Source organism: Vibrio aquaticus (assembly GCF_003970385.1).
Classification (GTDB): domain Bacteria; phylum Pseudomonadota; class Gammaproteobacteria; order Enterobacterales; family Vibrionaceae; genus Vibrio; species Vibrio aquaticus.
On the sequence record NZ_RXZH01000001.1, the window covers coordinates 288,503 to 310,751 of the forward strand.

The 22,249-nt window shown below is 41.3% G+C and carries 20 protein-coding genes; 4 read left to right on the forward strand and 16 right to left on the reverse strand.

Annotated features, from left to right (window positions below; all coding sequences use genetic code 11):
• Positions 1-6 precede the first annotated feature (6 nt).
• The 12 genes from EJ063_RS01195 to EJ063_RS01250 form a co-directional block, all read right to left on the reverse strand.
• Positions 7-510 (reverse strand): serine acetyltransferase, encoded by a 504-nt coding sequence (locus EJ063_RS01195; RefSeq protein ID WP_126572182.1) that lies wholly within the window; start codon positions 508-510, stop codon positions 7-9.
• The gene (locus EJ063_RS01200) at positions 503-1,660 is read right to left on the reverse strand and encodes an O-antigen ligase family protein (RefSeq protein WP_158675982.1); all 1,158 of its coding nucleotides are present in this window, start codon (positions 1,658-1,660) and stop codon (positions 503-505) included. The genes EJ063_RS01195 and EJ063_RS01200 overlap by 8 nt, the downstream gene beginning before the upstream one ends.
• Positions 1,661-1,718: 58 nt before the next feature.
• The gene (locus EJ063_RS01205; protein ID WP_126572184.1) at positions 1,719-2,588 is read right to left on the reverse strand and encodes a glycosyltransferase; all 870 of its coding nucleotides are present in this window, start codon (positions 2,586-2,588) and stop codon (positions 1,719-1,721) included.
• Complete coding sequence (locus EJ063_RS01210; RefSeq protein WP_126572185.1) at positions 2,578-3,492, reverse strand: ATP-grasp fold amidoligase family protein; 915 nt, start codon at positions 3,490-3,492, stop codon at positions 2,578-2,580. The genes EJ063_RS01205 and EJ063_RS01210 overlap by 11 nt, the downstream gene beginning before the upstream one ends.
• Positions 3,485-4,771 carry an oligosaccharide flippase family protein gene (locus EJ063_RS01215; protein ID WP_126572186.1) on the reverse strand — a complete coding sequence of 429 codons (1,287 nt, stop codon included), beginning with the start codon at positions 4,769-4,771 and terminating at the stop codon, positions 3,485-3,487. The genes EJ063_RS01210 and EJ063_RS01215 overlap by 8 nt, the downstream gene beginning before the upstream one ends.
• On the reverse strand, positions 4,772-6,973 hold the full coding sequence (locus tag EJ063_RS01220) for a GumC family protein (protein WP_126572187.1): 2,202 nt from the start codon (positions 6,971-6,973) through the stop codon (positions 4,772-4,774). It abuts the gene before it with no gap.
• A 29-nt stretch (positions 6,974-7,002) separates the two neighbouring features.
• The gene (locus tag EJ063_RS01225; RefSeq protein WP_126572188.1) at positions 7,003-7,530 is read right to left on the reverse strand and encodes a polysaccharide biosynthesis/export family protein; all 528 of its coding nucleotides are present in this window, start codon (positions 7,528-7,530) and stop codon (positions 7,003-7,005) included.
• Positions 7,531-7,544: 14 nt separating this feature from the next.
• Positions 7,545-8,780 (reverse strand): outer membrane beta-barrel protein, encoded by a 1,236-nt coding sequence (locus EJ063_RS01230; protein WP_126572189.1) that lies wholly within the window; start codon positions 8,778-8,780, stop codon positions 7,545-7,547.
• A 9-nt stretch (positions 8,781-8,789) separates the two neighbouring features.
• The gene (locus EJ063_RS01235; protein WP_126572190.1) at positions 8,790-10,205 is read right to left on the reverse strand and encodes an undecaprenyl-phosphate glucose phosphotransferase; all 1,416 of its coding nucleotides are present in this window, start codon (positions 10,203-10,205) and stop codon (positions 8,790-8,792) included.
• A gap of 552 nt (positions 10,206-10,757) precedes the next feature.
• Complete coding sequence (locus EJ063_RS01240) at positions 10,758-11,318, reverse strand: pyridoxamine 5'-phosphate oxidase family protein (protein ID WP_126572191.1); 561 nt, start codon at positions 11,316-11,318, stop codon at positions 10,758-10,760.
• Between the two features lie 65 nt (positions 11,319-11,383).
• Positions 11,384-12,001, reverse strand: coding sequence for a LysE family translocator (locus tag EJ063_RS01245; RefSeq protein ID WP_126572192.1), 618 nt, complete (start codon positions 11,999-12,001; stop codon positions 11,384-11,386).
• A 213-nt stretch (positions 12,002-12,214) separates the two neighbouring features.
• Positions 12,215-12,568 (reverse strand): hypothetical protein, encoded by a 354-nt coding sequence (locus EJ063_RS01250; RefSeq protein ID WP_126572193.1) that lies wholly within the window; start codon positions 12,566-12,568, stop codon positions 12,215-12,217.
• Positions 12,569-13,033: 465 nt separating this feature from the next.
• On the opposite strand from EJ063_RS01250, the gene EJ063_RS01255 reads away from it, so the two are divergent.
• A complete protein-coding gene (locus EJ063_RS01255) occupies positions 13,034-14,596 on the forward strand; it encodes a bifunctional metallophosphatase/5'-nucleotidase (RefSeq protein WP_126572194.1) in 1,563 nt (520 codons plus the stop codon).
• Positions 14,597-14,647: 51 nt separating this feature from the next.
• Positions 14,648-16,033, forward strand: coding sequence for a hypothetical protein (locus EJ063_RS01260; protein WP_126572195.1), 1,386 nt, complete (start codon positions 14,648-14,650; stop codon positions 16,031-16,033).
• Between the two features lie 109 nt (positions 16,034-16,142).
• Here EJ063_RS01260 and tdh read toward each other — a convergent pair whose 3' ends face one another.
• The 3 genes from tdh to EJ063_RS21305 form a co-directional block, all read right to left on the reverse strand.
• Entirely contained in the window at positions 16,143-17,174 is a 1,032-nt protein-coding gene (tdh, locus tag EJ063_RS01265; protein WP_126572196.1) for an L-threonine 3-dehydrogenase, read from the reverse strand.
• Positions 17,175-17,254: 80 nt separating this feature from the next.
• Positions 17,255-18,448 carry a glycine C-acetyltransferase gene (locus tag EJ063_RS01270; RefSeq protein ID WP_126572197.1) on the reverse strand — a complete coding sequence of 398 codons (1,194 nt, stop codon included), beginning with the start codon at positions 18,446-18,448 and terminating at the stop codon, positions 17,255-17,257.
• A 332-nt stretch (positions 18,449-18,780) separates the two neighbouring features.
• Positions 18,781-18,906, reverse strand: a complete 126-nt coding sequence (locus EJ063_RS21305) for a hypothetical protein (protein ID WP_279630358.1) — start codon at positions 18,904-18,906, stop codon at positions 18,781-18,783.
• A 118-nt stretch (positions 18,907-19,024) separates the two neighbouring features.
• Here EJ063_RS21305 and EJ063_RS01275 point away from each other — a divergent pair, with 118 nt between their 5' ends.
• The gene (locus EJ063_RS01275) at positions 19,025-19,936 is read left to right on the forward strand and encodes a LysR family transcriptional regulator (protein ID WP_126572198.1); all 912 of its coding nucleotides are present in this window, start codon (positions 19,025-19,027) and stop codon (positions 19,934-19,936) included.
• Between the two features lie 57 nt (positions 19,937-19,993).
• Here the strand turns inward: EJ063_RS01275 and EJ063_RS01280 are convergent, their stop codons facing one another.
• Entirely contained in the window at positions 19,994-21,202 is a 1,209-nt protein-coding gene (locus EJ063_RS01280; RefSeq protein ID WP_126572199.1) for a NupC/NupG family nucleoside CNT transporter, read from the reverse strand.
• A gap of 518 nt (positions 21,203-21,720) precedes the next feature.
• Here EJ063_RS01280 and EJ063_RS01285 point away from each other — a divergent pair.
• Complete coding sequence (locus EJ063_RS01285) at positions 21,721-22,164, forward strand: exoribonuclease R (RefSeq protein WP_126572200.1); 444 nt, start codon at positions 21,721-21,723, stop codon at positions 22,162-22,164.
• The last annotated feature ends 85 nt before the right edge of the window (positions 22,165-22,249 follow it).

Below are 22,249 nucleotides of genomic sequence, written 5' to 3' on the forward strand. Positions count from 1 at the left end.
CACAAATCACTGCTTTAACGTGATAACTCCGGGTACACCCTTAACGATCGCATTATCTGGAACATCTTTAAGTACTAATGTCATGGCTCCAACCGTCACATTATTTCCTATTTTGATATCCCCAATGATCATGGAATTAGCACCAACATCCACATTATCACCAATTATTGGCGAAGGTCCGTCCGCAATTTTACTACCAATCGTTACTCCCTGCCTCAATGTGCAGTTTTCGCCAATAATTGCACCTTCGTTAATAAATATACCACCAAAATGCCATATTCTTAGACCTCCGCCAATCTTCGCTTTTTCAGGCAGACTAATTCCCAAAATAGTTTCAAATAAACGAAATAATATTAGGTAAGGAATTCTAATTAATTTCTTCAACGATTCAGGCCTAGTTCTTTCAATTTTTCTTCCCAATCGATAGAGCGCTACACAAATTATTGATTGCTCTCTAAGAAAAGACCTGTACCCACCATAAACTTTTAGATCACTTTTCCAGTTACTCATTTTCTCTTTGAACCTTATAATGCCTTGAAGCGTAAAAAAATGCTCCTAAAACAAGCCAAAAATACCAATTATAGGACAAGTAAAAAAGCATATTATCTGAATACCCTACCACTAAGTAGGATACCATTAAGCCAATAATGACAGCACCGCCAGAGCGATCGAGGCTATAAATAACAAAAACTCTATAAAAAATGACGGGGAAAATTAACAAATAAGATAGTGCCCCTAGAAAGCCCATATCAAAAGCTATCTGCACATAGGTATTATGCGCATCAAAACCTTTATTCTCTTCTAAAGGAAAGAAATCCAAAAAATAATATGAAAATGTGTCGTAGCCGTGACCAAATAAAGGTTTCTGTAGAATAAAGTCCCAAGATGCGGTCCAAACTACTTTTCGCCATGCATAGGAGTTTAACGACTCTCCTAAAGTCAGCTCATCTACTGAATTACCAGAAAAGATCTCCAATACTCTCTCTTGAACCGATGGTATCGCCAAGACAATTAATCCAAATACAGTTAGATAAAGGAGATACCTGCGATTATAAATCATTCCGTAAACAGCGATAACCACTATGAACCCAAGCCAAGCACTTCGAGTCTTGGTAAGAACTAGACAAACCAATGATAGTAGCAGGATTACTTTAGCGAACTGAATAAACCTAGGAGGAAAAGTTAATACTCTTTGGTTAAGGCTAAAGAAGCATAGACTCGAAACCAATACAAGATAGAATGCATAAATATTAGGATGAGAAAAGCTTCCAGATAATCGAAAGCCATTCCTTGACGTACTGCCGTCTGGGAAAATAATTTCAAAGATGCTAAAACCAAATGGAACAACTGCTGAAAGTACAATGAACATGACTAAAAAGCTTACATCTTTTTTTGTTCTGCAGAAGTAGTACGACATATTGAATATAGAAAAATATGTCAACACGGCAAAAAATGATCTAAGAGAAGTAACCTTATCAGGTGATTGAAAAATTGAAAAAAGCCCTATTAATATGAATGCTCCCCAAACATAGAAAAATGACTTTGGTATAACAAACTTATTCTTCAAACAAACAAACATAAAGTAAACAACTACTAAAAGGTTGAGTAATGCCCCAAATCCGATTCCACCAACCTTAGTCAAATTTAAGATAGGATCCATAGATGCTCTAAAGTAGAGCATGAAGAACAGTAAAGGTGAAAATATATAAAGAGTAGAGCTACGCACCTACCAACTTCCTCTTTAACACTTGTGCTACCCTTCTAGCTTTTCCAAAGAGGAGTAGCGTCACAATGTCTGGGAAATATGCATTCAGCTGTTTGTAACTATACATAGCATCTAGGTGCGAAATTTTCTCATTATAAGACATGGGTTTTAGTTTACTGGAAAGTCTCGCAAATGCATCCCTTATTTTTTTTGACTTTTTCTCAGATATTCGGACTTCACCATGCACTTGATCAATTATATAAGACTGCGTATTACAATTAATGAAACTTCCGTACTTTTTAGATAGACGGATCCAGGTATCCCAGTCTTGTAATGCTGGCATCTTCTCATCGAAACCGTTAATCCCCAAAAAGTACTCTTTTTTAGTAAACACTTGGTTTCCAATTTTGTTCGAGGCTCTTAAAGTCGCGTGATCGACAGAAGTTGACTCATAATACTTATAGTTCCCATCTTCTCTTAGCTCGACCACACTATCAAATAACCCAGCAACTTCATTAATTTGATCATTAGAATTTAATTTAAGCCAAAGTTCAACGAACTTTTCTATACGCCATGGCTCAAAATAGTCGTCGTCGTCGAGACCTGTAATAAACTCTCCTTTAGCGAGTTTTATTGCATTATTTCTACCAAAGCAAGCTCCTTTACTAGTTCCACTATTATTAACAGTAGTCTTAAATACACCTAAGCTTGACATTTCTTTAAGGTATTGATGTGTACCATCACTCGAACCATCATCTGCAATTATGATTTCAATTTTCTCATAAGTCTGATTTAAAACAGATTCAACAGCACGTTTAAGTAATGCCTTTCTATTATAAGTTGTGATGTATACTGTAACTAGCGGGTACCTGTCATTTTTCATCAGATCTTCCTTGCTTCCAGAGTCGTCCTAACCTTTCATTTTCACTTATAGGTTCTATAAGTGACAAGCCACTTCCAGGAGTAAATGTCATTTCACCAAAATAAATCTTTCCATCTACGTTATACAAATCTACTCGCACGTAGTCAAAATCATCAGATAGATTGATCGCAATTGATTTCATTAATTCAAAGTTAGATGGCCTTTCAAAATATTGCCCTTTAGACACACCGTTTAAACTTATATCAGTGGAGTTCCAGTCTTCATCATATACATTTCTTTTGATACCATTACTTCTATCAACATCAACTTGTATTAACTCGATTTTTTTATGAAAAACATGAAACTTGTAATCAATTAACTGCCCTGATGAGTCAGATAGTAACTTCTCGCAAAGTATAACAGGTTTAATATGTCTATAGTGTGCCTCTAAAGAATGATGATAGTAGTTGCGAATAAATGATCTTGTTATTTTGAATAAAATATCACTTTTATCTAGCACGTCTCTATTTTTACATACTATAGCACTCCGGGAATCATGGTTGCATTTAAGAACAAATTCCTTCGGAAGTGCCTCGAAATCAATATCCTCAGGTTTTTTGAATACATCATATAGAGGAACCAAGTATTCTTCGCCTATTCTATTTAAAACCCAATCTCTAACTTTATATTTGTCAGTTAATTCGGAATATATGTTAGGTGCAAGATCAAGAGATCGAACTTGGATTAATTCACTAAAACTTCTTGGTTCGATAAGGTTCGGATAGTATCCATGTACTTCATTATACTTACGTATCCTTAGCGACTTTGGGCTTTTAATTATATATTTTACTCTAAATAAAACCTTCTCTAAAGAAAAAATCAGTTTATATACAGATGGGAATTTTAGTAACACTGTTTTAAGCATATTCGTCTTTCAGATTAATGAAACAAGTAAGTTGTACACGTGCTATATTTATAGGCTTAAAGAAATAGTTTAGAAATGTTGAAGAGATAACTTCAATTATGAGCAGAGAATAAGCCGCCCCGTATAGACCAAACTCTTTAACTAAAATATAAGAAAGTGGTACGCTAAGTATTCCCATAAACACACTTTTTCCGAGCAAGAACTTGTAACCTTTAAAGTTCACAATGGTTCTGTTCGAAACAGTGCCTATTACTGAGAAAATTGTTGAAATGAAAAGCACCGATATTATATCTGCTGAAGGAGTAAATTGAACACCATAAGTGTAAAAGACAATTTCGTCAGAAAAAATATGCACAATCAAATAGAGCGGTATGCCAATAGACAAAGTTAGTAAGTATGACATCTTAATCAGTTTTATCTTCTTAGATTTACTGTTGTATGAGAATGCCTTTGCCAGAATTGAAGTTACTAATGACAAAGGGATAAACAACCAAATAGTACTCAATGAATGTGCAATATTGAAGTAGCCTACATTCTCAATATTCATCGTGCTACCAACCATTATCGAATTTATTTTTGAATATACTACCACCGAGAACGATGAAATAGCTAATGGTAAGCCGTTAATGAGGAGATACTTATTGTAACGTTTTTCTTTTGAACTTCTGTATGCTTTGGCCCCGATTTCTTTTCGTAAACTAGCAACCCTTATTCTGTATGGGATGTAGGTATTAATTACGTAAGGTATAGCGAACAGTATCGGATTTGACGTGACAAAATTCAAAACTAACCTGAAAGACTGGGACATAAGTGTTCCTACTGATGTGGCTTTCATGTTAACTTTGGAGGATAATGTCGAATCATAATAATTTACTAGTGTGTCCATACAGGTAAAGAAAGTAGAGATAAGAATTAAGCTCAAGATCGCAATAAATACAATACCTTCATCGTGATGGATAATAATAACGACTAGAGACAATAAGATAAATATTACGGATCTTAATTTTCTAGTAAGAAAAATTAGCATTCGGGCAGAAACAGCATTGCTACTAGCTCTATCAAATACCAAGTTAGTAATCCCTAGCTGGCTCAGAGGGATAAGCAGCAAACCGATAGAAATGCAATACTGAATTATTCCGGTATTCTCAGGCCCAATGTGCCTAGCAGTCAGGACACTAATCGCAAAACCCGATAACATCGTTATGAATTTATCAAAGCTCATCCAAAAAAAGTTAACGCTAATTTCGTTTGCTTTAATTTTCTCTAAAATTAACTTCATCTAATTATTTTGGTACCCTGCGTACTCGTTATATGTGTGCGCACCTATTCTAGCTGTTGCCACCTGATTAAGAACAACACCGTCAATCAATATTTCATGTTTAGTAAACAATGTCATGGTGTGTTTATATACTGATTTGCTGGTGCTATTTGCTTTGAGCACGAGTAAAATACCCTGGGTTAATTTCCCAACAATAAAAGCATCTTTAACTGGTAGAACTGGAGGGGTATCAAAAACAATGCGGTCGTATTTCATAGCCAGTTTCTCCACTAAACTTTCAAATAACTTACTGCTCAATAACTCTTGAGAGTTAGGTGCTAGCATGCCCGCACCTAAAATGTCCAACGTTGTCCCCTCTAAACTCGTAATGCATTCTTCTAAAGGGATATTCATCAACAAAACATTGGTTAAACCAGGCCTATTTGGTGGAAAACCGAAACGCTCTGATATTGATGGTTTTCGTAAGTCACAATCAATCAGAAGCACTCTTTCTAACTTGGCAAATGAGTAAGCCAGATTTAAAGCCGTTGTCGTTTTCCCTTCACCCGAAACAGCCGACGAAACAGCAATCAGTTTGCGATCTTTATTGAACAAACTGATATTCAAAGATGTTCTAACTGAGTCGATAGACTCTTGATAAATTCTGAACTTCTCATCGTTAAAAGTCTTTGCGTCAATTGGTGCCTTTTTGTATCGGCGATCTTTAACAAGCGGCAGGGTTCCAGAAGGAAGCAAACCAAGTTTGTTTTCAAAATCCCTTGCTGATTCGAATGTGTTATTTAGAGCATCGATAACTATCACCAGAACAACTGCAAAACCTGCACTAGCTACTAATGCAAGTACAACAATTAGCTTCCTATTTGGCTTACTTGGTGACTCAGGTTCCATCGCGTAATCGCTAAACCTAGCGTTTGCTGAGGTAAAGTCACTTGTCGCAGATGTCTCTTTTTGACGGTTCAAGAATAGGTCATAAAGCTTAGCATTTGTATCTACTTCTCTTTTTAGAGCATCGTATTCCCGCTTGACCACACTCAAAGCTTGATACTCATCTTTTTTGTTTAGGAGTTCAGCCTTAAGTAACTGTTCTTGCTGCTTGGCACTAACTAGCTCCTTTTCTATACCATTGGTGATTTTTTGAACGATTGTATTGGCACGTTTTTGAATCGCTAAGAGCTGCGCTTGAGCTTGAATCATTTTGTCGTGCTTTGGACCATAACGCTTTGCTAACTCACTAACTTGTTTTTCAGCATTTGATTCTGCAAGACGAATATCTCTGACCTGAGGGTGATTAGAGACAAGGGACATAGATGCCAATGTCGTAGTGTCAGAGTTTATTTGTAACGCATTGTAGAGTGCTTGGGTTTCGATACGTTTCTCTGCGGCTTTAGAGATACGAAGTGTAAGATTCGAAAGTTCTGAGCTTGTTAAAGCAGAAATACCACTATCGTCAATTAGTTCTTGTTGTTGTAAGAAGCTAAGCAGTGCTTCTTCAGAGTTATCTAATTTTTGTTTTAGCTCTGCAAGCCTTAAGTTAATCCAACCAGTTGCCTGTTCGGTGGCCAAAATTTTCGACTCCATGTTGTTTTCAATGAACGCTTGTCCAATTGCATTCGCAATCGTTGCAGCTAACTCTGGGTCTTCAGACTCAAAGGAAATATTGACTAATTGAGTTTTGCGAATGGGCGACACTGTCAATTTCGATTTGAAATTTTTCAACACTGCTCTGTTCAACGATTTTTCAATGGCTAATTCGTCCACCTCTTGATGTTCTAAGAAGTATGGCTGTATCAACGGATACGATTTTACCTGAAGTTTCAGGCTATCTAACACGCCTGGCTCCTTAGTTATTAAGGATGGGTTGAACTCTTCAACGCGAGTCAATTGCAGCTTGTCTATTACACGTTTGGCAACTTGATTTGATTTTAGGATCTCAAATTGTGTTAGGTAGTATTCAGCAGCGCGTGTGTCAATCCCAACCACTTCTTCAATAGAAATGGCATTTTTTTGCGATGACTCAATTAGTAAAGTTGCTGTCGCTCGATATACCGGTGTAATGGACAATGCCACTAGAATCGATATCGCAGTTGTTAAAGCCGTGAATACGGCTATGGCTATCCAACGCTTTTTGATCAGATGGAGGTAATACCCTAAATCAATGAGTTGTTCTTGTTCTGGGTTTGAGTGTGTAGAAAAGTTTGACATTTCGAACATCCAAAAATACTAGGATTCAATTAGAAAAAGCTTTGCTCAATGACAATAATATCACCGGGCATTACTTTCTTAGAAAGCTTGACTTTGTTTTTCAAGTCGTCAGAGCCTGACTGCGTGATAAAAACTTTCTCTCTCGCCGCTCTATCGGTAAATCCACCAGCCAAAGCAATCGCTTTATCGACAGTGAGACCAGGTTGGTACTCATAGCCACCAGGTTTTTTGACCTCGCCATTTACGTAGATACTACGGAAGCCCACAACACTAACCCTTACTTTAGGGGAAATAAGGTAATCGCCTTTTAAGCCATTAATGATTTCTTTTTTTAGCCTTTCTGGCGTTTTATTCAGTGCATTAAGTTGCCCTAAATACGGGTATTCGAAGTTACCACTATTACTGATATACAGTTCGTCAATTGACAGATCTGGTTCGCCATAGACAGAAACCTGAATCTTGTCGCCAGCTCCAATTCTGTATGTATCATCAAAAGATTGTGCGTTCACTGGAACACTAATTAATAAAAGAGCGATCACTCTCAGACAGTTAAACATCCGTCATTCCTTACCTAAAACAACATGTCGGCAGACAAATACCACACGTTTTGATCGTAACTATTTCCGTCAATCGATGATTCATTATCTTCAAATCGCCATCCTGCACTCAGTTCAACGTAATCACGAAGTTCGTACCCGAAATACAAACCTACTCTGTAGAGATCATCTGTTCTCGTAGACTCTGAATAATCATCAAGAACGAACTGAAGAGAGGCATTTGTATACAGGTGATTCAACCAATAGTGTTTCCAATTTCCGTCAAAGCTTGTTTCATCAACGTAATTAGACCCCTGCTCCGGGTCTCTTGCTCGTTGTGCTGCGGCCACAGTAACAGTAGAGTAAGATAACGGTTTCCATTCGAGTTCTAAGTCCCAGCTGAAACCAGTAAAGTCCTTCTTAGTACTGTCATCATATGATTTGTCTTGTAGACCAAAACGAAGTTTACCGGTTGTTTTACCCGTAATGTCCCAAGTCGCTCCAGTCAGGTAAAAAACATTTAGGCTATCTTGTGAGTTGCTCGTGACCGGATCATTCAGATCGTAAGATCTCTCTGATATGTCAACTTCAAACAGTAAACTTGTCGTTGGAAAAGCTCTGTAGTAAAACGCCCCATTCCCCCCAAACTCGGTATAATCCTTATACTTAGTGCTTATCAAACTATATTGAGGATTCTCGATATTTCGATAGTTCTTGTATTTCTTGTCTTCAATGCGCAGGCCCGTTTCAATACGCCCCATAGCTTCTTGAGAGCCAAAGATATGAGTTAGGCTAGCGTTGTGAATAACATATTCAACAGGTTCGTTGGCAATCGTTGACAAGCCATCACCTGCTAAGATTCCAGAGCCACGTTCTTCATGCAAATATAGAAATGCGTAATTGATTCTCAACGCATTTCTGGTATTTAGAGTAACCTTGTTATTCGTCGTAAATCTATGATCCACATAGTTGTCATCGCTGCTGTCAAAATACGATCCGGCCGCTAGTTGATACGCGACTTGGTATTGGTTACCACCTCTATCAGACTGAAGCGCTATCCCTGGTTCAATAACCAAAACCGTTGATGACTCAGGTGACTCTGCGTCAGAATAACGACCAATGTTATCATTGTGCTCTAAGCGAGAATCTAGGATTGGTAGGATTTTGAGCCCTGAGTCAGTGACGTAGCCATTTCCTTCTTTCATAGCATTTACATTCATTGATAACGCTACAAAAATCATTGCCGAAATTGATTTAATCGACGTTTTCATATTCATCCTTTAATAGGCTGTTTTGCCTGTAAAGCCTTTAAAAATTGTTAGGTATACGATTTTAATATCTAGCCATAAGGTCCAGTTTTGGATATATGTGAGATCATACTCGACACGCTTTTCCATTTTATCAATCGTGTCTGTTTCTCCGCGATATCCATTAATCTGGGCCCAACCCGTAATTCCTGGTTTTACTTGGTGCCTCAACATATATTTGTCAATTAGGCCTCGGTATTCTTCGTTATGTGCGACAGCGTGAGGTCTGGGCCCTACAATCGACATTTGACCAGTAAGCACATTGAAAAACTGTGGTAATTCATCGAGTGATGTTCTTCGAATAAATGCTCCAAACTTAGTAATGCGCGGATCATTTTTTGTTGCTTGCTTAACAACTGAGCCATTATCGGTAGCGCTCATCGAACGAAACTTCCAGACCTTAATTGGTCGACCATCTAAGCCATAACGATCTTGTTTAAATATGACTGGTCCAGGTGAAGACAGCTTCACTCCAATGGCGACAACCAACAGAACCGGACTAATTAAAGCGATAATTACAAGAGAAAGTAAAACGTCTTCAAATCGTTTTATCATCGATGTAAAACCACGGAAAGGCGTATCATGGACACTCAACGTCATCATATTACCGATATTTTTCCAACGCGAATGCATTAAGTCAAAGGTAAAGAAATCGGGTACTACATGAACATGAGCATTAGAGTTTGAAAATGCATTTAATATCTGTTTGATGCGTTTGGCAGCTTCCATTGGGAGAGCGACATAGACATTTTTAACGCTATGATGTTGAGCCAAAAGTAGCGCATCATCAATATTTCCTTTCATATTAAGCGGAAGTTCACTTGCTCCCATGGTTTTCTCTATTCTTTCCGGCGTCCTATCATCGTAGAAACCCAATAGATTTTCATTAATATGTTTACTATTGCGGAGTTCTTGCGCCAAGATAATACCTGCTGGTGTCGCGCCAATAATAATGGACTTATCTTTATAGCAATCTTTAGGGCGTAAGCGCTTGGGAAGCACAAACGCACACCAGCGCCAGCTAATCAGAACAAATGGAGTAATCGCAAACCATACACCGAGAACAACTCGTGAGTAAGACTCTGAAATCTTGAAGAAAAACCCCAAAACTAACGATAAGGCAATACATATAAACCACGAAGCAAGTACCGTAAGGAGTACCTGTTTCAACGAAGTGTGCTTGTGAGTATGATAAACACCAGAAATTTCAGCTGCAAAAAAGTAGGCGATAACAACCACACATAAGATTAACTGATAAAGAGCAGGGAAAGTGCCAACATAAGAAAAAGTCGTAACAAATAGAAGAGAACAAATAATAAAAATATCGACAACTCGATATATAAGCACCGATTCTTCCCCATGGTGCTTAATTGGATTTCCATATCCCATATTGGTTTATCACCGCTAAATAAGTTAAATGACCTGATTTTCTTCAGGGCTATTGCCCGCAACAAAAATTTAGAAAACCAGATATTCATACCAAATGACTAAGAGCTGTATTCTGAATTTTTTAACGACAAAAAAAAACAGGTAAATATGAGCAACCAACACAGATCTCATAAATAAGATTGAAAAAGTTCCAGTATTAAGAAAAGCCACGAAGGATTGGTTAAATTTTGATTAACCACTATGCGAGCCATATCTACAATTCACTCAATATCAATAATTTAGTCGCAATTAAAGATATTCCTTTGAGGCATTAGATATATCTAAATATCCACATCACAGTATACAAAACAAAAATAATCGCTGACTGATAGACACTTAGAGAAATGAATATAACAACCTAGTAATCTGGCTATTTTTCACGCAATCAATGTAATTGCCAGATTGTTTATCAGGGTGTAGTTTTCAAGTAATCGAGCAAATCTTAACTTCTCCTAAGTGAAAATCTTCCCCTGACTTAAAATACAACGATTAAAATGGTCAAACTCGAATGGTTTATTCGTCTAGACCCATTCTTTTTGCGATTTCAGTTTCGAAGCCATCAATACTCTTTTGGTTCTTTTTGAGCCAGTATTTTTCCATTCCCTCTTTACCTTGTTTTGCAGACCAGTTCGCTAAATCATCGCGGTCGCCTTCATACGTGAAGTAAGGAACTGACATCCCACAGGAAGATTGGACCAGATCGACATCGAGGACAAAGATCTGTCTTGCTGCTACGCTTTCTGGAAATAGTGGTGCAAAGTGATTCCAATTTTTATCTTTAGGGTGTAATACTGTTGTATGGCCATACGCTCGAAGGATTAGCGGTGAACCCTCAAATGCACAAAACATAACCGTCATTCGTGGGTTCTTAATGACGTGTGACGCCGACTCATTACCACTTCCGGTGAGGTTCATCCAAGCGATTTGCTTAGCGTTGTTCACCCTCAAGGAGTCCCCACCTTTGGGTGACAAATTCACTCTGCCATTCTCTGCTGCTGTAGCGACAAAGTAGATATTTTGCTTTTCGATGAACTCGATATGTTTATCTGATAACTCTGAAAACTGCTTACCCAAAACGTTTAACCTCCATGTTCATGTTGAATAAAAGGCATTCCTCTACATCACAAACGCCTAGCATTTTATTGCTGACGACTTATTAGCAAACTTGAAGCGGACATCGATAGAAAGGTTGCACAAGCTCTGTTGAAGTACTTTGCCATTTTCGGCTTCGTGAACCACTGCCTTAGATATATTCCGAATATGGCATAAATCGATATTGCCCCCAGTTCTAATATGAGGAACGTCAACCCTAAGATGAAAAACTGATCATTTACGCGAGTCGAAACATCAACGAACTGTGGTAGAAATGCGGTGAAGATTAGGATCGCTTTTGGGTTACCAGCCGCTAATAAGAACTCTTGTTTAGCTAGCCCCAATCGATTGTGAGTATTTTCCATCTCGGTTATTGGGCTTGCCTCAGAACGCCACAGATTCAACGCAATCCATAACAAGTATGCTGCACCTGCAACTTTGATGGTTAGAAACAGTGCCTCGGAGGCGTAGAGAACAACCGCTAAACCTGAAGCAGCCAAAGTAATCATCACAGAAAATGCTGCAATTCGACCGAGGCCAGCGATAAAGGCAGACTTGAAACCGTAGCAACGAGCATTGTTCATCGACAACAGGTTGTTTGGACCTGGAGTCATGTTTAGCGCAAAACACGCAGGAATAAAGAGTAAGAGTTTCCAGATTTCCACAATTAATCCTCCATGATTAAACAATATTCAGCGCTAAAAAGTAAAAATGGTTCGTCTAAAATCTGTTTGAACTCGCTGCTGAGCTTATTTTACTAGGTCAATCGCTGTCCTTGCGTAAGCTCGCGCCACTTTCGTATCAAAACAATCCAAATATAGATTCGGCAAGTTACAGTGCGAATGACTTCAAATGTTGTGAATCATTCTTGGCACCTGTTATGAGACGATGCTGGTAAGAAGGCAAATCATAAATGCTGGCACACCCGCGATGAACAACTTGAGACAAAAAACGGTATTTTCTGAAAATCGGACATTATCAATTTCGTCCACGATGGTGCGGTCAACCATTGAATCTGTCACCCTATCGACCTTGTCATCAGATTGCCCAAGCCCACCTAGAGGCGGATACATGAAAAATAGGGCTGCCGTTCCCCATAAGAACATCACGACGAAAAATGCATAGTCCGATAGGAACTTAAGCCCAAAGAAGCCTATAGACATCTCTAGACCAACAACAATAGAGACCACTATGATATTTGCAACCAATACAAATCGAACTAAACCCAGCATTCAAACTCCATTTTTGATTTCGCTACTTAATCCCAACGAGAGTTGGCTACGCTACGACTAACTCATTTATTGTGCCGTAACATCTATCGTGCACCCAAACAAAAAATGCCGAGAATTATAAATGTGGATTAAATTATCTGTTATTTGCAGATTTGATACAGGTGTCCTGACTCAAACTGATTATCGCCGCCATTATTTTTCCAACCAAGTTTCTTCGCCACTTTGGGGGACCAAAACATCGGTAATGTACTGGTCATTAGTGTTGATGTGTTTCATCGTTCATTTCCAGTCTTGAAGCTATTTACCCTGTAGATACTTTGTCAAATTGGTGTCGTATCAACTCAAATGGTAAATAATAAACTTATCAACCTAACCGGAATGGAATACTGTGATTCATGTCACATTTAACAGTCCTCCCACCTTCTACCATTGCGCAATCGTTTACGTCACTACATCGAGAACAAAATGAAAGCTGCGAAACTTAAACCACTATTCCTGACTATGGCACTGGCTGGCGTGACCGCTAGTCTTCCTGCATGGGCTGAAATCAAAGAGGTTACTCTACTCCACACTAACGATATTGAGAGTGTGTATGACCCAGTAGAAGCATTCTGGAATGAAGATATCGATATGATCGGTGGTATCCCTTACTTAGCGACTCTAATTAAAGAAACACGTGCCACAGAAGGCACTAGCTTCCTTATGGATGCGGGTGATATCTACACGGGTGCGCTGTCTAAAAAGACCAAAGGTAAGCTACCGTTCGAGCTATACAACTCGATGGGTTACGACGTTATCACACTTGGTAACCACGAATTTGAATACGGCTGGAAATCACTAGTAGAGACAATGCCGCGTGCAAACTTCCCTGTCTTGAACGCAAACATTTTCCACGAAGCTTCAGATACCATGATGGCACAGCCTTACACCATTCTAGAACGTGATGGCGTTCGCGTTGGTGTGGTAGGTGTCATGGGGATTGATGCCTTCTACAACACCATGTGGAAAGGTAACCGTAAGGGTCTTACAATCAAAGACCCTATCGAAACTGCACAATACTGGGCTGATAAAATCCGTGAAGATGTCGATATGATCGTGGTTCTTACTCACCAAAACAAAACCGCTCCAATGCAGACAGACAAGGAAGCGGATCCTGAAGTTCAGCGCGGCTTTGAAGAAGACTACGAGATGGCAGGCAAGCTAAAAGGTGTGGATGTGATCTTCGGCGGTCACTCAGACAACGGCCTTGTAGAGCCAGTGGTTCACCCAGAGACAGGCACAGTTGTTGGCCTTACCTTTGGTCAGGGCATGCACCTTGGTTACACTAAGTTCAAAGTGGATACGGAAAAGCATAACGTAGAATTCCTAGGTGGTAAGCTTATCCCTGTTGAGTCATCAAAGCTTAAGCGTGATGAAAAAACATACCAGATGATCCAAAAAGTTCGTACGGACAACCCACAGCTTGCTGAAGAACTGGCAACGATTGATCATGCAGCATCGCGTCGTTACTACCGTGAATCAAACATCGGTAACCTAGTGGCAGACCTAATGCGTGAAGCCGCAAACTCAGACATCGCGATGATGAGCTCAGGCAGTATCCGTGTTGACCTAAACCAAGGCTCAGTAACGCGTGAAAATGTGATGAACCTGTTCCCGTTCACAGACAAACTGACGGTGGTTGAACTAACGGGTGAGAACATCAAAGAGCTTCTAGAGTACAGCTACACCTTGCCATACGGGTTGGCACAGTTCTCTGGCATTAAGGCAACCTACGACAGCACAAAAGCTGAACAAGATCGCCTGATCAGCCTATCTATTAATGGCAAACCAGTGAAAGATGCGCAAAAATACACGGTAGCAACGTATTCATACGCGGCAAGTGGCGGTGACGGCTACACCGTATTCAACAAAGGTGAGACGTTATCAAAAGGCGAGTCGGTAACGCAGGTTCTGATTAAAGGCTTCGAAAAGAATAAGGCCATCAAGGTTCCTGCTCTTGGTCGTCAGGTAGATGTAAGCCGCAATTAATTACTGCGGCACTAACAATGAGGGTTAGTATTTAGGCTAACATTATGCGATATGAAAACCGCGTTTAATGGGTGTAAATCCTTTGGTTGCCCTAATCTAGCTAACCCTGATTTGTCTCTCTATCGCAAAACCGATCAACTTGGCTTTGACTCTTACCAATGCCCCGAGTGCGGGGCATTCACCCCAGTACTGGACGATAGTGCGATCAATCAATTTATCGAACACGCCATTCGTACCCAAACACCTCTTGCGTTACCTCATTGTATAAAGTGCAATCAGCGCACGCCTTCACGCCGCTTCGGTAGAACCAAAGCCGGAACGTCAAGGTGCCAATGTGAAGGATGTGGTTCGGTCTATTCGCTCCTCAATGAAGGCAAGCTCAGCGAACAACTTCAGCCTTTATTAGATTTGATCATTGATAGTAAAAGCGTGGAGGCGGTGCATCGACAAGCCGGTCTCAACAGTAAAATTTTCTATCAACGATTAAGCAAACTAGAGGCCCTGATTCGCCTTGCTAATCGACTATTGCTTCAAACCTACTTTAACTCCCAGCCAAAACTCTCATTGCAATCTTATAGCAGTCGGTTAGACGTTCGATCCGGGAAACAAAAAGCATGCTTAACTACATGGCAACTGCACACCGTTGATGCCGAGTTTGGATTTAAGATTCTGGTGACTGACAACCTATTGCAAGGCCATGCTGAGACCTCAAGCCCTTATGTACTCGACTATATTGAGCCACAGTTCCCTGGTTCTGATATGTTTGAACACGTGCAGTGGACCTACGATAAGATCTTTGCACGCAATAAGTTCGATAACCTTGGCTACACCCTACAGCGTCAAGCACACTCCAATGAAGGAACCTTGGTTCGCCCAGTGATAGCTGCTCACACTCACTTCCAATTGCTGAATGACTTGCTACCTACCTCCAAACCGACTGACCTTCTTTTGGAACATGAAAGCTTTATCCGCGGCAGTTCTATTTTTGCGTTCTCAGAACCGGTGAAGCAAGGGCAAACCAACCTCTATTATCTCTACCAATCAAAAGCTCAAGAGCCAGCTTACCCAGAGCAAAAAAAGATAGGATGGTGGAATGAGACTTGGGTTAAATTCCCCAGTATTGGGGTGAAGCAAGAGCTGGATGTGGTGCTGTGTTCGCTTACCAAAGGGGGACTGCAATGTGTAGACAAGCTTACCCAAGATTGGGCGAGTGATTATCAGGAATACCTAGAAACGAAATTGCCTAACAAGTACCGTCAGACACTTTCTCACAAAATTTGCCAACAATGGCTTGGGATTAGTCAGTATCTCTATAATACACATCACGGGGGAAAAAGAGGTGCGCTCCTGAAATCCAGTCTAAATGGAGATTTTAATTTTCGTTCTATCGGCAATATAGTGGACTTAATTAATCAAACAGCACGATCCCGTACTTGATCTTTAATACAAAAGAAATACCGCCTCGATTTAAGCCGAGGCGGCATTTTTAGTTTATTGGTGTCTCTAGGTATAGAGTAAAGAAGGCTCTACTTCACCTAATCGAACCCTATTCCCAATCAAGGATAACTTTGCCTGACATCCCGCCACGCATGGTGTCGAAGCCTTTTTGGAAGTCATCAACCTTGAAGTGGTGAGTGATAATTGGCGTTAGATCTAGACCTGATTGAATCAAGCTAGCCATCTTATACCACGTCTCAAACATCTCACGGCCGTAGATGCCTTTGATAACCAAACCTTTAAAGATTACTTGGTTCCAGTCTACCGCCATGTCTGATGGCGGAATACCGAGTAGAGAGATCTTACCGCCGTGGTTCATGTTAGTTAGCATGCTGTTGAACGCTGAAGGTACGCCTGACATTTCAAGACCGACATCGAAGCCTTCTGTCATGCCGAGATCAGACATGACGTCTTCTAGCTTCTCTTCCATTACGTTTACAGCTCGTGTAACACCCATCTTCTTAGCAAGCTCTAGACGGTATTCGTTTACGTCTGTGATGACTACGTGACGAGCGCCAACGTGTTTAGCGACAGCCGCCGCCATGATACCGATTGGGCCAGCGCCTGTGATTAGCACGTCTTCACCTACTAGGTCGAAAGAAAGCGCTGTGTGTACAGCGTTACCAAACGGGTCAAAGATAGACGCTAGATCGTCAGAGATTTCTGCTGGGATCTTAAACGCATTGAACGCAGGGATAACAAGATACTCAGAGAACGCACCCGTGCGGTTTACGCCAACACCTGTTGTGTTACGACAAAGGTGAGTACGGCCGCCACGGCAGTTACGACAGTGACCACAAGTGATGTGACCTTCACCAGATACGCGGTCACCAATCTCAAAACCGCGAACTTCTTGGCCCATACCAACCACTTCACCCACGTATTCGTGACCTACAACCATAGGTACTGGAATCGTCTTTTGTGACCATTCGTCCCAGTTGTAGATGTGTACATCAGTACCACAGATCGCGGTTTTCTTGATCTTGATAAGAAGATCGTTGTGGCCAACTTCCGGTTTCTCAACCTCAGTCATCCAGATGCCTTCTTCAGGCTTTAGCTTCGAAAGTGCTTTGATTTTCATATTGTTACCTAATTCATCTCGCCCACCGTTCGGGCGAGAATCAAAAATTCTGTGTTATCTGTTTTCGTCTATTGCGAAAATTAAATGATGCCCATGTCTTTACCAACAGCGATGAACGCATCGATAGCACGGTCTAGTTGCTCACGTGAATGCGCAGCAGACATCTGCGTACGGATACGCGCTTGACCTTTTGGTACAACTGGGAACGAGAAGCCTACTACATAGATGCCTTTCTCAAGTGCGCGCTCAGCAAACTCAGCGGCTACTTTGGCATCACCAAGCATGATTGGGATGATTGCGTGGTCTGCGCCGCCCATTGTGAAACCTGCACCTTCCATACGAGTGCGGAAATGAGCAGAGTTTTCCCATAGACGATCACGAAGCTCACCGCTCTCTTTAAGAAGATCTAGAACGCGGATTGAAGCGTTAACGATCGCAGGAGCAACAGAGTTAGAGAATAGGTATGGGCGAGAACGCTGACGTAGCCAGTCGATCACTTCTTTCTTACCAGACGTGTAACCGCCTGATGCGCCGCCCATTGCTTTACCTAGCGTACCTGTGATGATGTCGATACGGTCTACAACATTGTGGAACTCGTGCGTACCAGCGCCAGTTTTACCCATAAAGCCAACCGCGTGCGAGTCATCAACCATAGTCAATGCGCCGTACTTATCAGCTAAATCACAGATAGCAGGAAGGTTTGCAACCACACCGTCCATTGAGAACACACCGTCAGTTACGATAAGAATGTGGCGAGCACCTGCTTCTTTCGCTGCGATAAGTTGCTGCTCTAGCTCTTCCATGTTGTTGTTTGCATAACGGAAGCGCATCGCTTTACAAAGACGAACACCATCAATGATTGAAGCGTGGTTTAGCGCGTCAGAGATGATTGCATCTTCTTTACCTAAGATTGTTTCAAATAGGCCCGCGTTTGCATCAAAACATGAGGTGTAAAGAATCGTGTCTTCTTTACCAAGGAATGTTGAAAGCTTGTCTTCTAGCTCTTTGTGGATGTCTTGAGTACCACAGATAAAGCGTACAGACGCCATACCAAAGCCGTGCTCATCCATACCTGCTTTACCCGCTTCAATAAGCTCTGGGTGGTTAGCTAGGCCAAGGTAGTTGTTCGCACAGAAGTTCAGTACTTCTTCGCCTGTTGAAATTTTTACAGCCGCTTGCTGCTGAGACGTAATCACACGCTCTGATTTGTAAAGACCTTCAGACTTTACTTCTTCAATTTGGTTTTGGATCTGTTGGTAGAATGCAGAAGACATTTCAAATTCCTTCCTAGTTATTATTTGCCGGCGACTTGCCTACATGGTTTTCAGTGTAGACCTGAAGGCATTTATACGATGGCGTAAGTGTAATTCAAGCGCACCAAATCCATAATCCTCGCTCTCGGAAAAACATTCATGACTCACAGGCACAAATAATGACATTTAATGACCAATATCACATATCTTTATCGATTAGCTCAGTAGAATGACCGTTGGTTGGATGAAATAGTAAAAGAATAGAGAACGTATTTTGTCGGAGGCAGGATTGCTGTATCAAATTTGGTGGCAACAGGATCTGAGCCACCGCTTAACTTTTTAACTTCATAGTATTAGTGGCTTGAATTGTTTGTATCGACCATCAGTGTCACAGCGGAGAACGCAAATACACCCAGTGCGGCATACAGAATGTGTTCAAGCATAGACCATAAATCGAGTAACATTGTCGCTTGCTGCATAAGGGCTCCTTCGTTGATTGCGGCTGACAGAACAAAACATACAGTACACCACACTCATATAATGAGATCTTAGTCCCATAAACTTGTTATTAACAAATATTTCAATAAAACAACAGTTATGAAAAACACCAAGTTAATCGCGCTACTGCCTGATCTAGCAAGCTTTATTTTGATCGTCGATGAGGGAAGCTTTACTGCAGCAGCTAAGCAACTCAACGTCACGCCATCTGCTTTGAGTAAGCTCGTCACACGTTTAGAGTCTTCCTTATCAGTCAAACTGTTTGAACGTACAACCCGCAAACTGATCATCACTCGAGCTGGTCAACAGGTTTACGATCAAGCAATGGTGATGGTCAATGCAGCCAAACAGGCTGTCGAGCTTTCAACCACAGCCCACCAAGAAATGTCAGGAGCATTGACAGTTGCTGCCCCAGAAGCCTTTTTAAACTCAGTATTACAGCCACACGTTGTCCCGTTCTTGCAAAAGTATCCAGAGATACAGCTCAAACTGCGTGTTGCAGATGGGGAGATTGACCTGATTCGTGACGGCATTGATATCGCCTTTAAACTGACAGACAAACCCGATGAAAATTTAGTACTTAGAGAAGTGAGCAAAACCAACCTAGTGTTGTGTGCAAGCCCAGATTACATTGCCAAACGAGGCATGCCGACTCACCCTACTCAGCTTGAGGGTCACGACTGTTTATACTTAGCTGAAAATGACAGTGACCATATCTGGGACTTCTTTAAAGAAGATGAATACCACTCAGTACCTGTCACTGGTCGCTACGCCGTTAACCACTCGCAAATGCGATTGAATGGCGTTAAAAATGGCTTAGGGATTGGTATTTTCCATGACTTTGTTATCGCTGATGCCATTGAACAAAACCAAGTAGTACCAGTATTAGAAGATTGGACGATTAAAAGTAATTACCACGGCGCAATTGCGATGCAATACCCTCAAACTAAGTACATGCCTGCAAGACTGCGTGGGTTTATTGATTACATTACGGAGCAGTTTTCCTCTTAAAGCGGGATCAAAAAAGCCCAGAGCAAACACTCTGGGCTTAGTCATTCTAAAGAGCCGTTACAGCAAGATGAAGATACCCGCTAGACATGCACTCATCAAGTTTGCAAGTGTACCCGCGATGACCGCTTTGATACCTAGGTTTGCAACTTCTGAGCGGCGCTCTGGTGCAATAACACCGATAGAACCAAGTTGAATCGCGATAGACCCGATGTTTGCAAAACCACATAGTGCAAATGTTACGATTACCTGAGTGTGCTCTGATAGCAACGCTTTGTGTTCAACAAAGTCGATAAAGGCAACAAACTCATTCATTACCACTTTCTGGCCAATGTAAGAACCCGCCATCAACACTTCATTTGAAGGAACACCAATCACCCAAGCCAGTGGTGAGAACAGATAACCAAATAGCGCTTGCAGTGTAATGCCGCTAAAGCCTACCACTTCGCCCAAGCTTTCTAGGCCAGTGTTCACCATAGCGATAACACTCACGAAAGCAATCAGCATAGTGCCCACAGCTACCGCGACTTTCATGCCGTTCATAGCACCACTTGCTAAAGCGTCAATCACGTTGCTTTCTTGCGCCTGGTCCATTTCAACTTCAGATTGGTCAATAGGAGTCTCACGTTCAGGAACAATGATCTTCGCCATCATTAAGCTGCCTGGTGCCGCCATGAAGCTCGCCGCAATAAGGTACTTAAGCTCTACACCAAGACCGGCATAACCACCCAAGACACTACCGGCAACAGAGGCCATGCCTCCAGCCATAACAGCGAACAGTTCAGAGCGAGTCATTCGAGAAAGGAAAGGACGAACAAGAAGTGGAGACTCGCCTTGAGAAAGAAAGATATTACCCGTTGCAACCAACGATTCAGCTTTACTTGTGCCTAGGAATTTTTGGATGCCGCCACCGATAAACTCGATCACTTTTTGCATGATGCCTAGGTAGTAAAGCGCCGAGATAAGAGCACTAAAGAAGATGATGATAGGGAGAACGCGAACGGCAAAGATAAAGCCAGTACTAGCGAGATCACCAAATAGGAATTTGATCCCTTCGTCAGCAAAGCCCAACAGACTTGAAACACCACCGCTGAGTGATGTTAGTGCAGCTTGACCCAATGGGAAATATAGCACCAACGCTGCGAAACCAACTTGAAGTAGCAGTGCGCGTGACACCGTCTTCCAGTTGATTGATTTACGACTTTCAGACAGCAATACCGCACACAACAATAAAGTGGCGACACCGATCAAGCCAAATAATACATTCATTAAAATTTACCTCTACAAGCATTGAATTGGTAGCTGGTCCTGTCCTTGGGGTCATTCACCATTCCGTGTGACGGCTTGTATTGGTAGAGCGAACACTCTCAACCGGGCGGAAAGTATAGCGCCACAAACGAGATATTCATCACATTTTTCGACGCAAACGTTCAAGCGCTCACGATGTAATCGATATCACTGTTTTCTTGAGGTTTGCACCTAATTAGCCAAAAGATGTTTTGGCCTGATATAAGACAAATGTTGTTTGGAGCAGAATCACATTTTTGCTGCTTAAGTCTAAAAAACACTCACGGATAGTGGCAAAAGCATCAATAGAATCTAACTTTAGTAAGTAAGTTGAACAAGCAATCTCTAGTTCTCTAAACAACGTCATGGCTAACCTAGCATCCATAACTATAAGTTTCCCCACCCGTTTCGATGGGTGGGGATTTTTTTAACGATGAATATGGCAAACTTTGCTTAAGTCGTTAGAATACCTGCCCAACTTATTGACTCTGAGAAAACCGATGCAACTTGATTACACTTATCAATCGCTGTCCACCATGCCACGTGAAGAACTTGAAGAATTGAGCCTTCGTATGATCCATCGCTTGGTGCCTGAAGAGTCAATGACTGAGCTGTTTACCTTTGAGCAAAGTGAAACCGAAGATGAAGATAAGCTCCAAGAAGCCCAGTTCGATGCAATGCTACGCATGAATGCCATAGCGCTCAGCGAACTGCCTGCTCTCTTCGAAGAATCAGAAAACAAAGAGCAAAACATCACTCGTATGCAACGTCTGCTTCTGTGGCATTTCTACACAGTTTCGTTCCATTTAGAACGTGCCATCCCGCTAGAGACACACTGCAACCACGTCGAGATCATCGTAAAGCAAAGCCCTCAGAACGCATTAGAATGGGTAACAACGCTGACCGACCTTCTGCGCCAATACGCGCAAATCGCTCAGGCGTAATTGCTCGGCTATTGAATACCACAATGCCAACTACTCCAGCGGTTGGCATTGTAAATGGCCCATAGTGGCTCGCTTACCTATTGAC

Bases quoted from the DNA above. Each gene is read 5' to 3' on its own strand.
- EJ063_RS01195 (WP_126572182.1), bottom strand. From the start codon at position 510: ATGAGTAACTGGAAAAGTGATCTAAAAGTTTATGGTGGGTACAGGTCT.
- EJ063_RS01200 (WP_158675982.1), bottom strand. From the start codon at position 1,660: ATGGATCCTATCTTAAATTTGACTAAGGTTGGTGGAATCGGATTTGGG.
- EJ063_RS01205 (WP_126572184.1), bottom strand. From the start codon at position 2,588: ATGAAAAATGACAGGTACCCGCTAGTTACAGTATACATCACAACTTAT.
- EJ063_RS01210 (WP_126572185.1), bottom strand. From the start codon at position 3,492: ATGCTTAAAACAGTGTTACTAAAATTCCCATCTGTATATAAACTGATT.
- EJ063_RS01215 (WP_126572186.1), bottom strand. From the start codon at position 4,771: ATGAAGTTAATTTTAGAGAAAATTAAAGCAAACGAAATTAGCGTTAAC.
- EJ063_RS01220 (WP_126572187.1), bottom strand. From the start codon at position 6,973: ATGTCAAACTTTTCTACACACTCAAACCCAGAACAAGAACAACTCATT.
- EJ063_RS01225 (WP_126572188.1), bottom strand. From the start codon at position 7,530: ATGTTTAACTGTCTGAGAGTGATCGCTCTTTTATTAATTAGTGTTCCA.
- EJ063_RS01230 (WP_126572189.1), bottom strand. From the start codon at position 8,780: ATGAAAACGTCGATTAAATCAATTTCGGCAATGATTTTTGTAGCGTTA.
- EJ063_RS01235 (WP_126572190.1), bottom strand. From the start codon at position 10,205: ATGGGATATGGAAATCCAATTAAGCACCATGGGGAAGAATCGGTGCTT.
- EJ063_RS01250 (WP_126572193.1), bottom strand. From the start codon at position 12,568: ATGCTGGGTTTAGTTCGATTTGTATTGGTTGCAAATATCATAGTGGTC.
- EJ063_RS01255 (WP_126572194.1), top strand. From the start codon at position 13,034: ATGAAAGCTGCGAAACTTAAACCACTATTCCTGACTATGGCACTGGCT.
- EJ063_RS01260 (WP_126572195.1), top strand. From the start codon at position 14,648: ATGAAAACCGCGTTTAATGGGTGTAAATCCTTTGGTTGCCCTAATCTA.
- tdh (WP_126572196.1), bottom strand. From the start codon at position 17,174: ATGAAAATCAAAGCACTTTCGAAGCTAAAGCCTGAAGAAGGCATCTGG.
- EJ063_RS01270 (WP_126572197.1), bottom strand. From the start codon at position 18,448: ATGTCTTCTGCATTCTACCAACAGATCCAAAACCAAATTGAAGAAGTA.
- EJ063_RS21305 (WP_279630358.1), bottom strand. From the start codon at position 18,906: ATGCAGCAAGCGACAATGTTACTCGATTTATGGTCTATGCTTGAACAC.
- EJ063_RS01275 (WP_126572198.1), top strand. From the start codon at position 19,025: ATGAAAAACACCAAGTTAATCGCGCTACTGCCTGATCTAGCAAGCTTT.
- EJ063_RS01280 (WP_126572199.1), bottom strand. From the start codon at position 21,202: ATGAATGTATTATTTGGCTTGATCGGTGTCGCCACTTTATTGTTGTGT.
- EJ063_RS01285 (WP_126572200.1), top strand. From the start codon at position 21,721: ATGCAACTTGATTACACTTATCAATCGCTGTCCACCATGCCACGTGAA.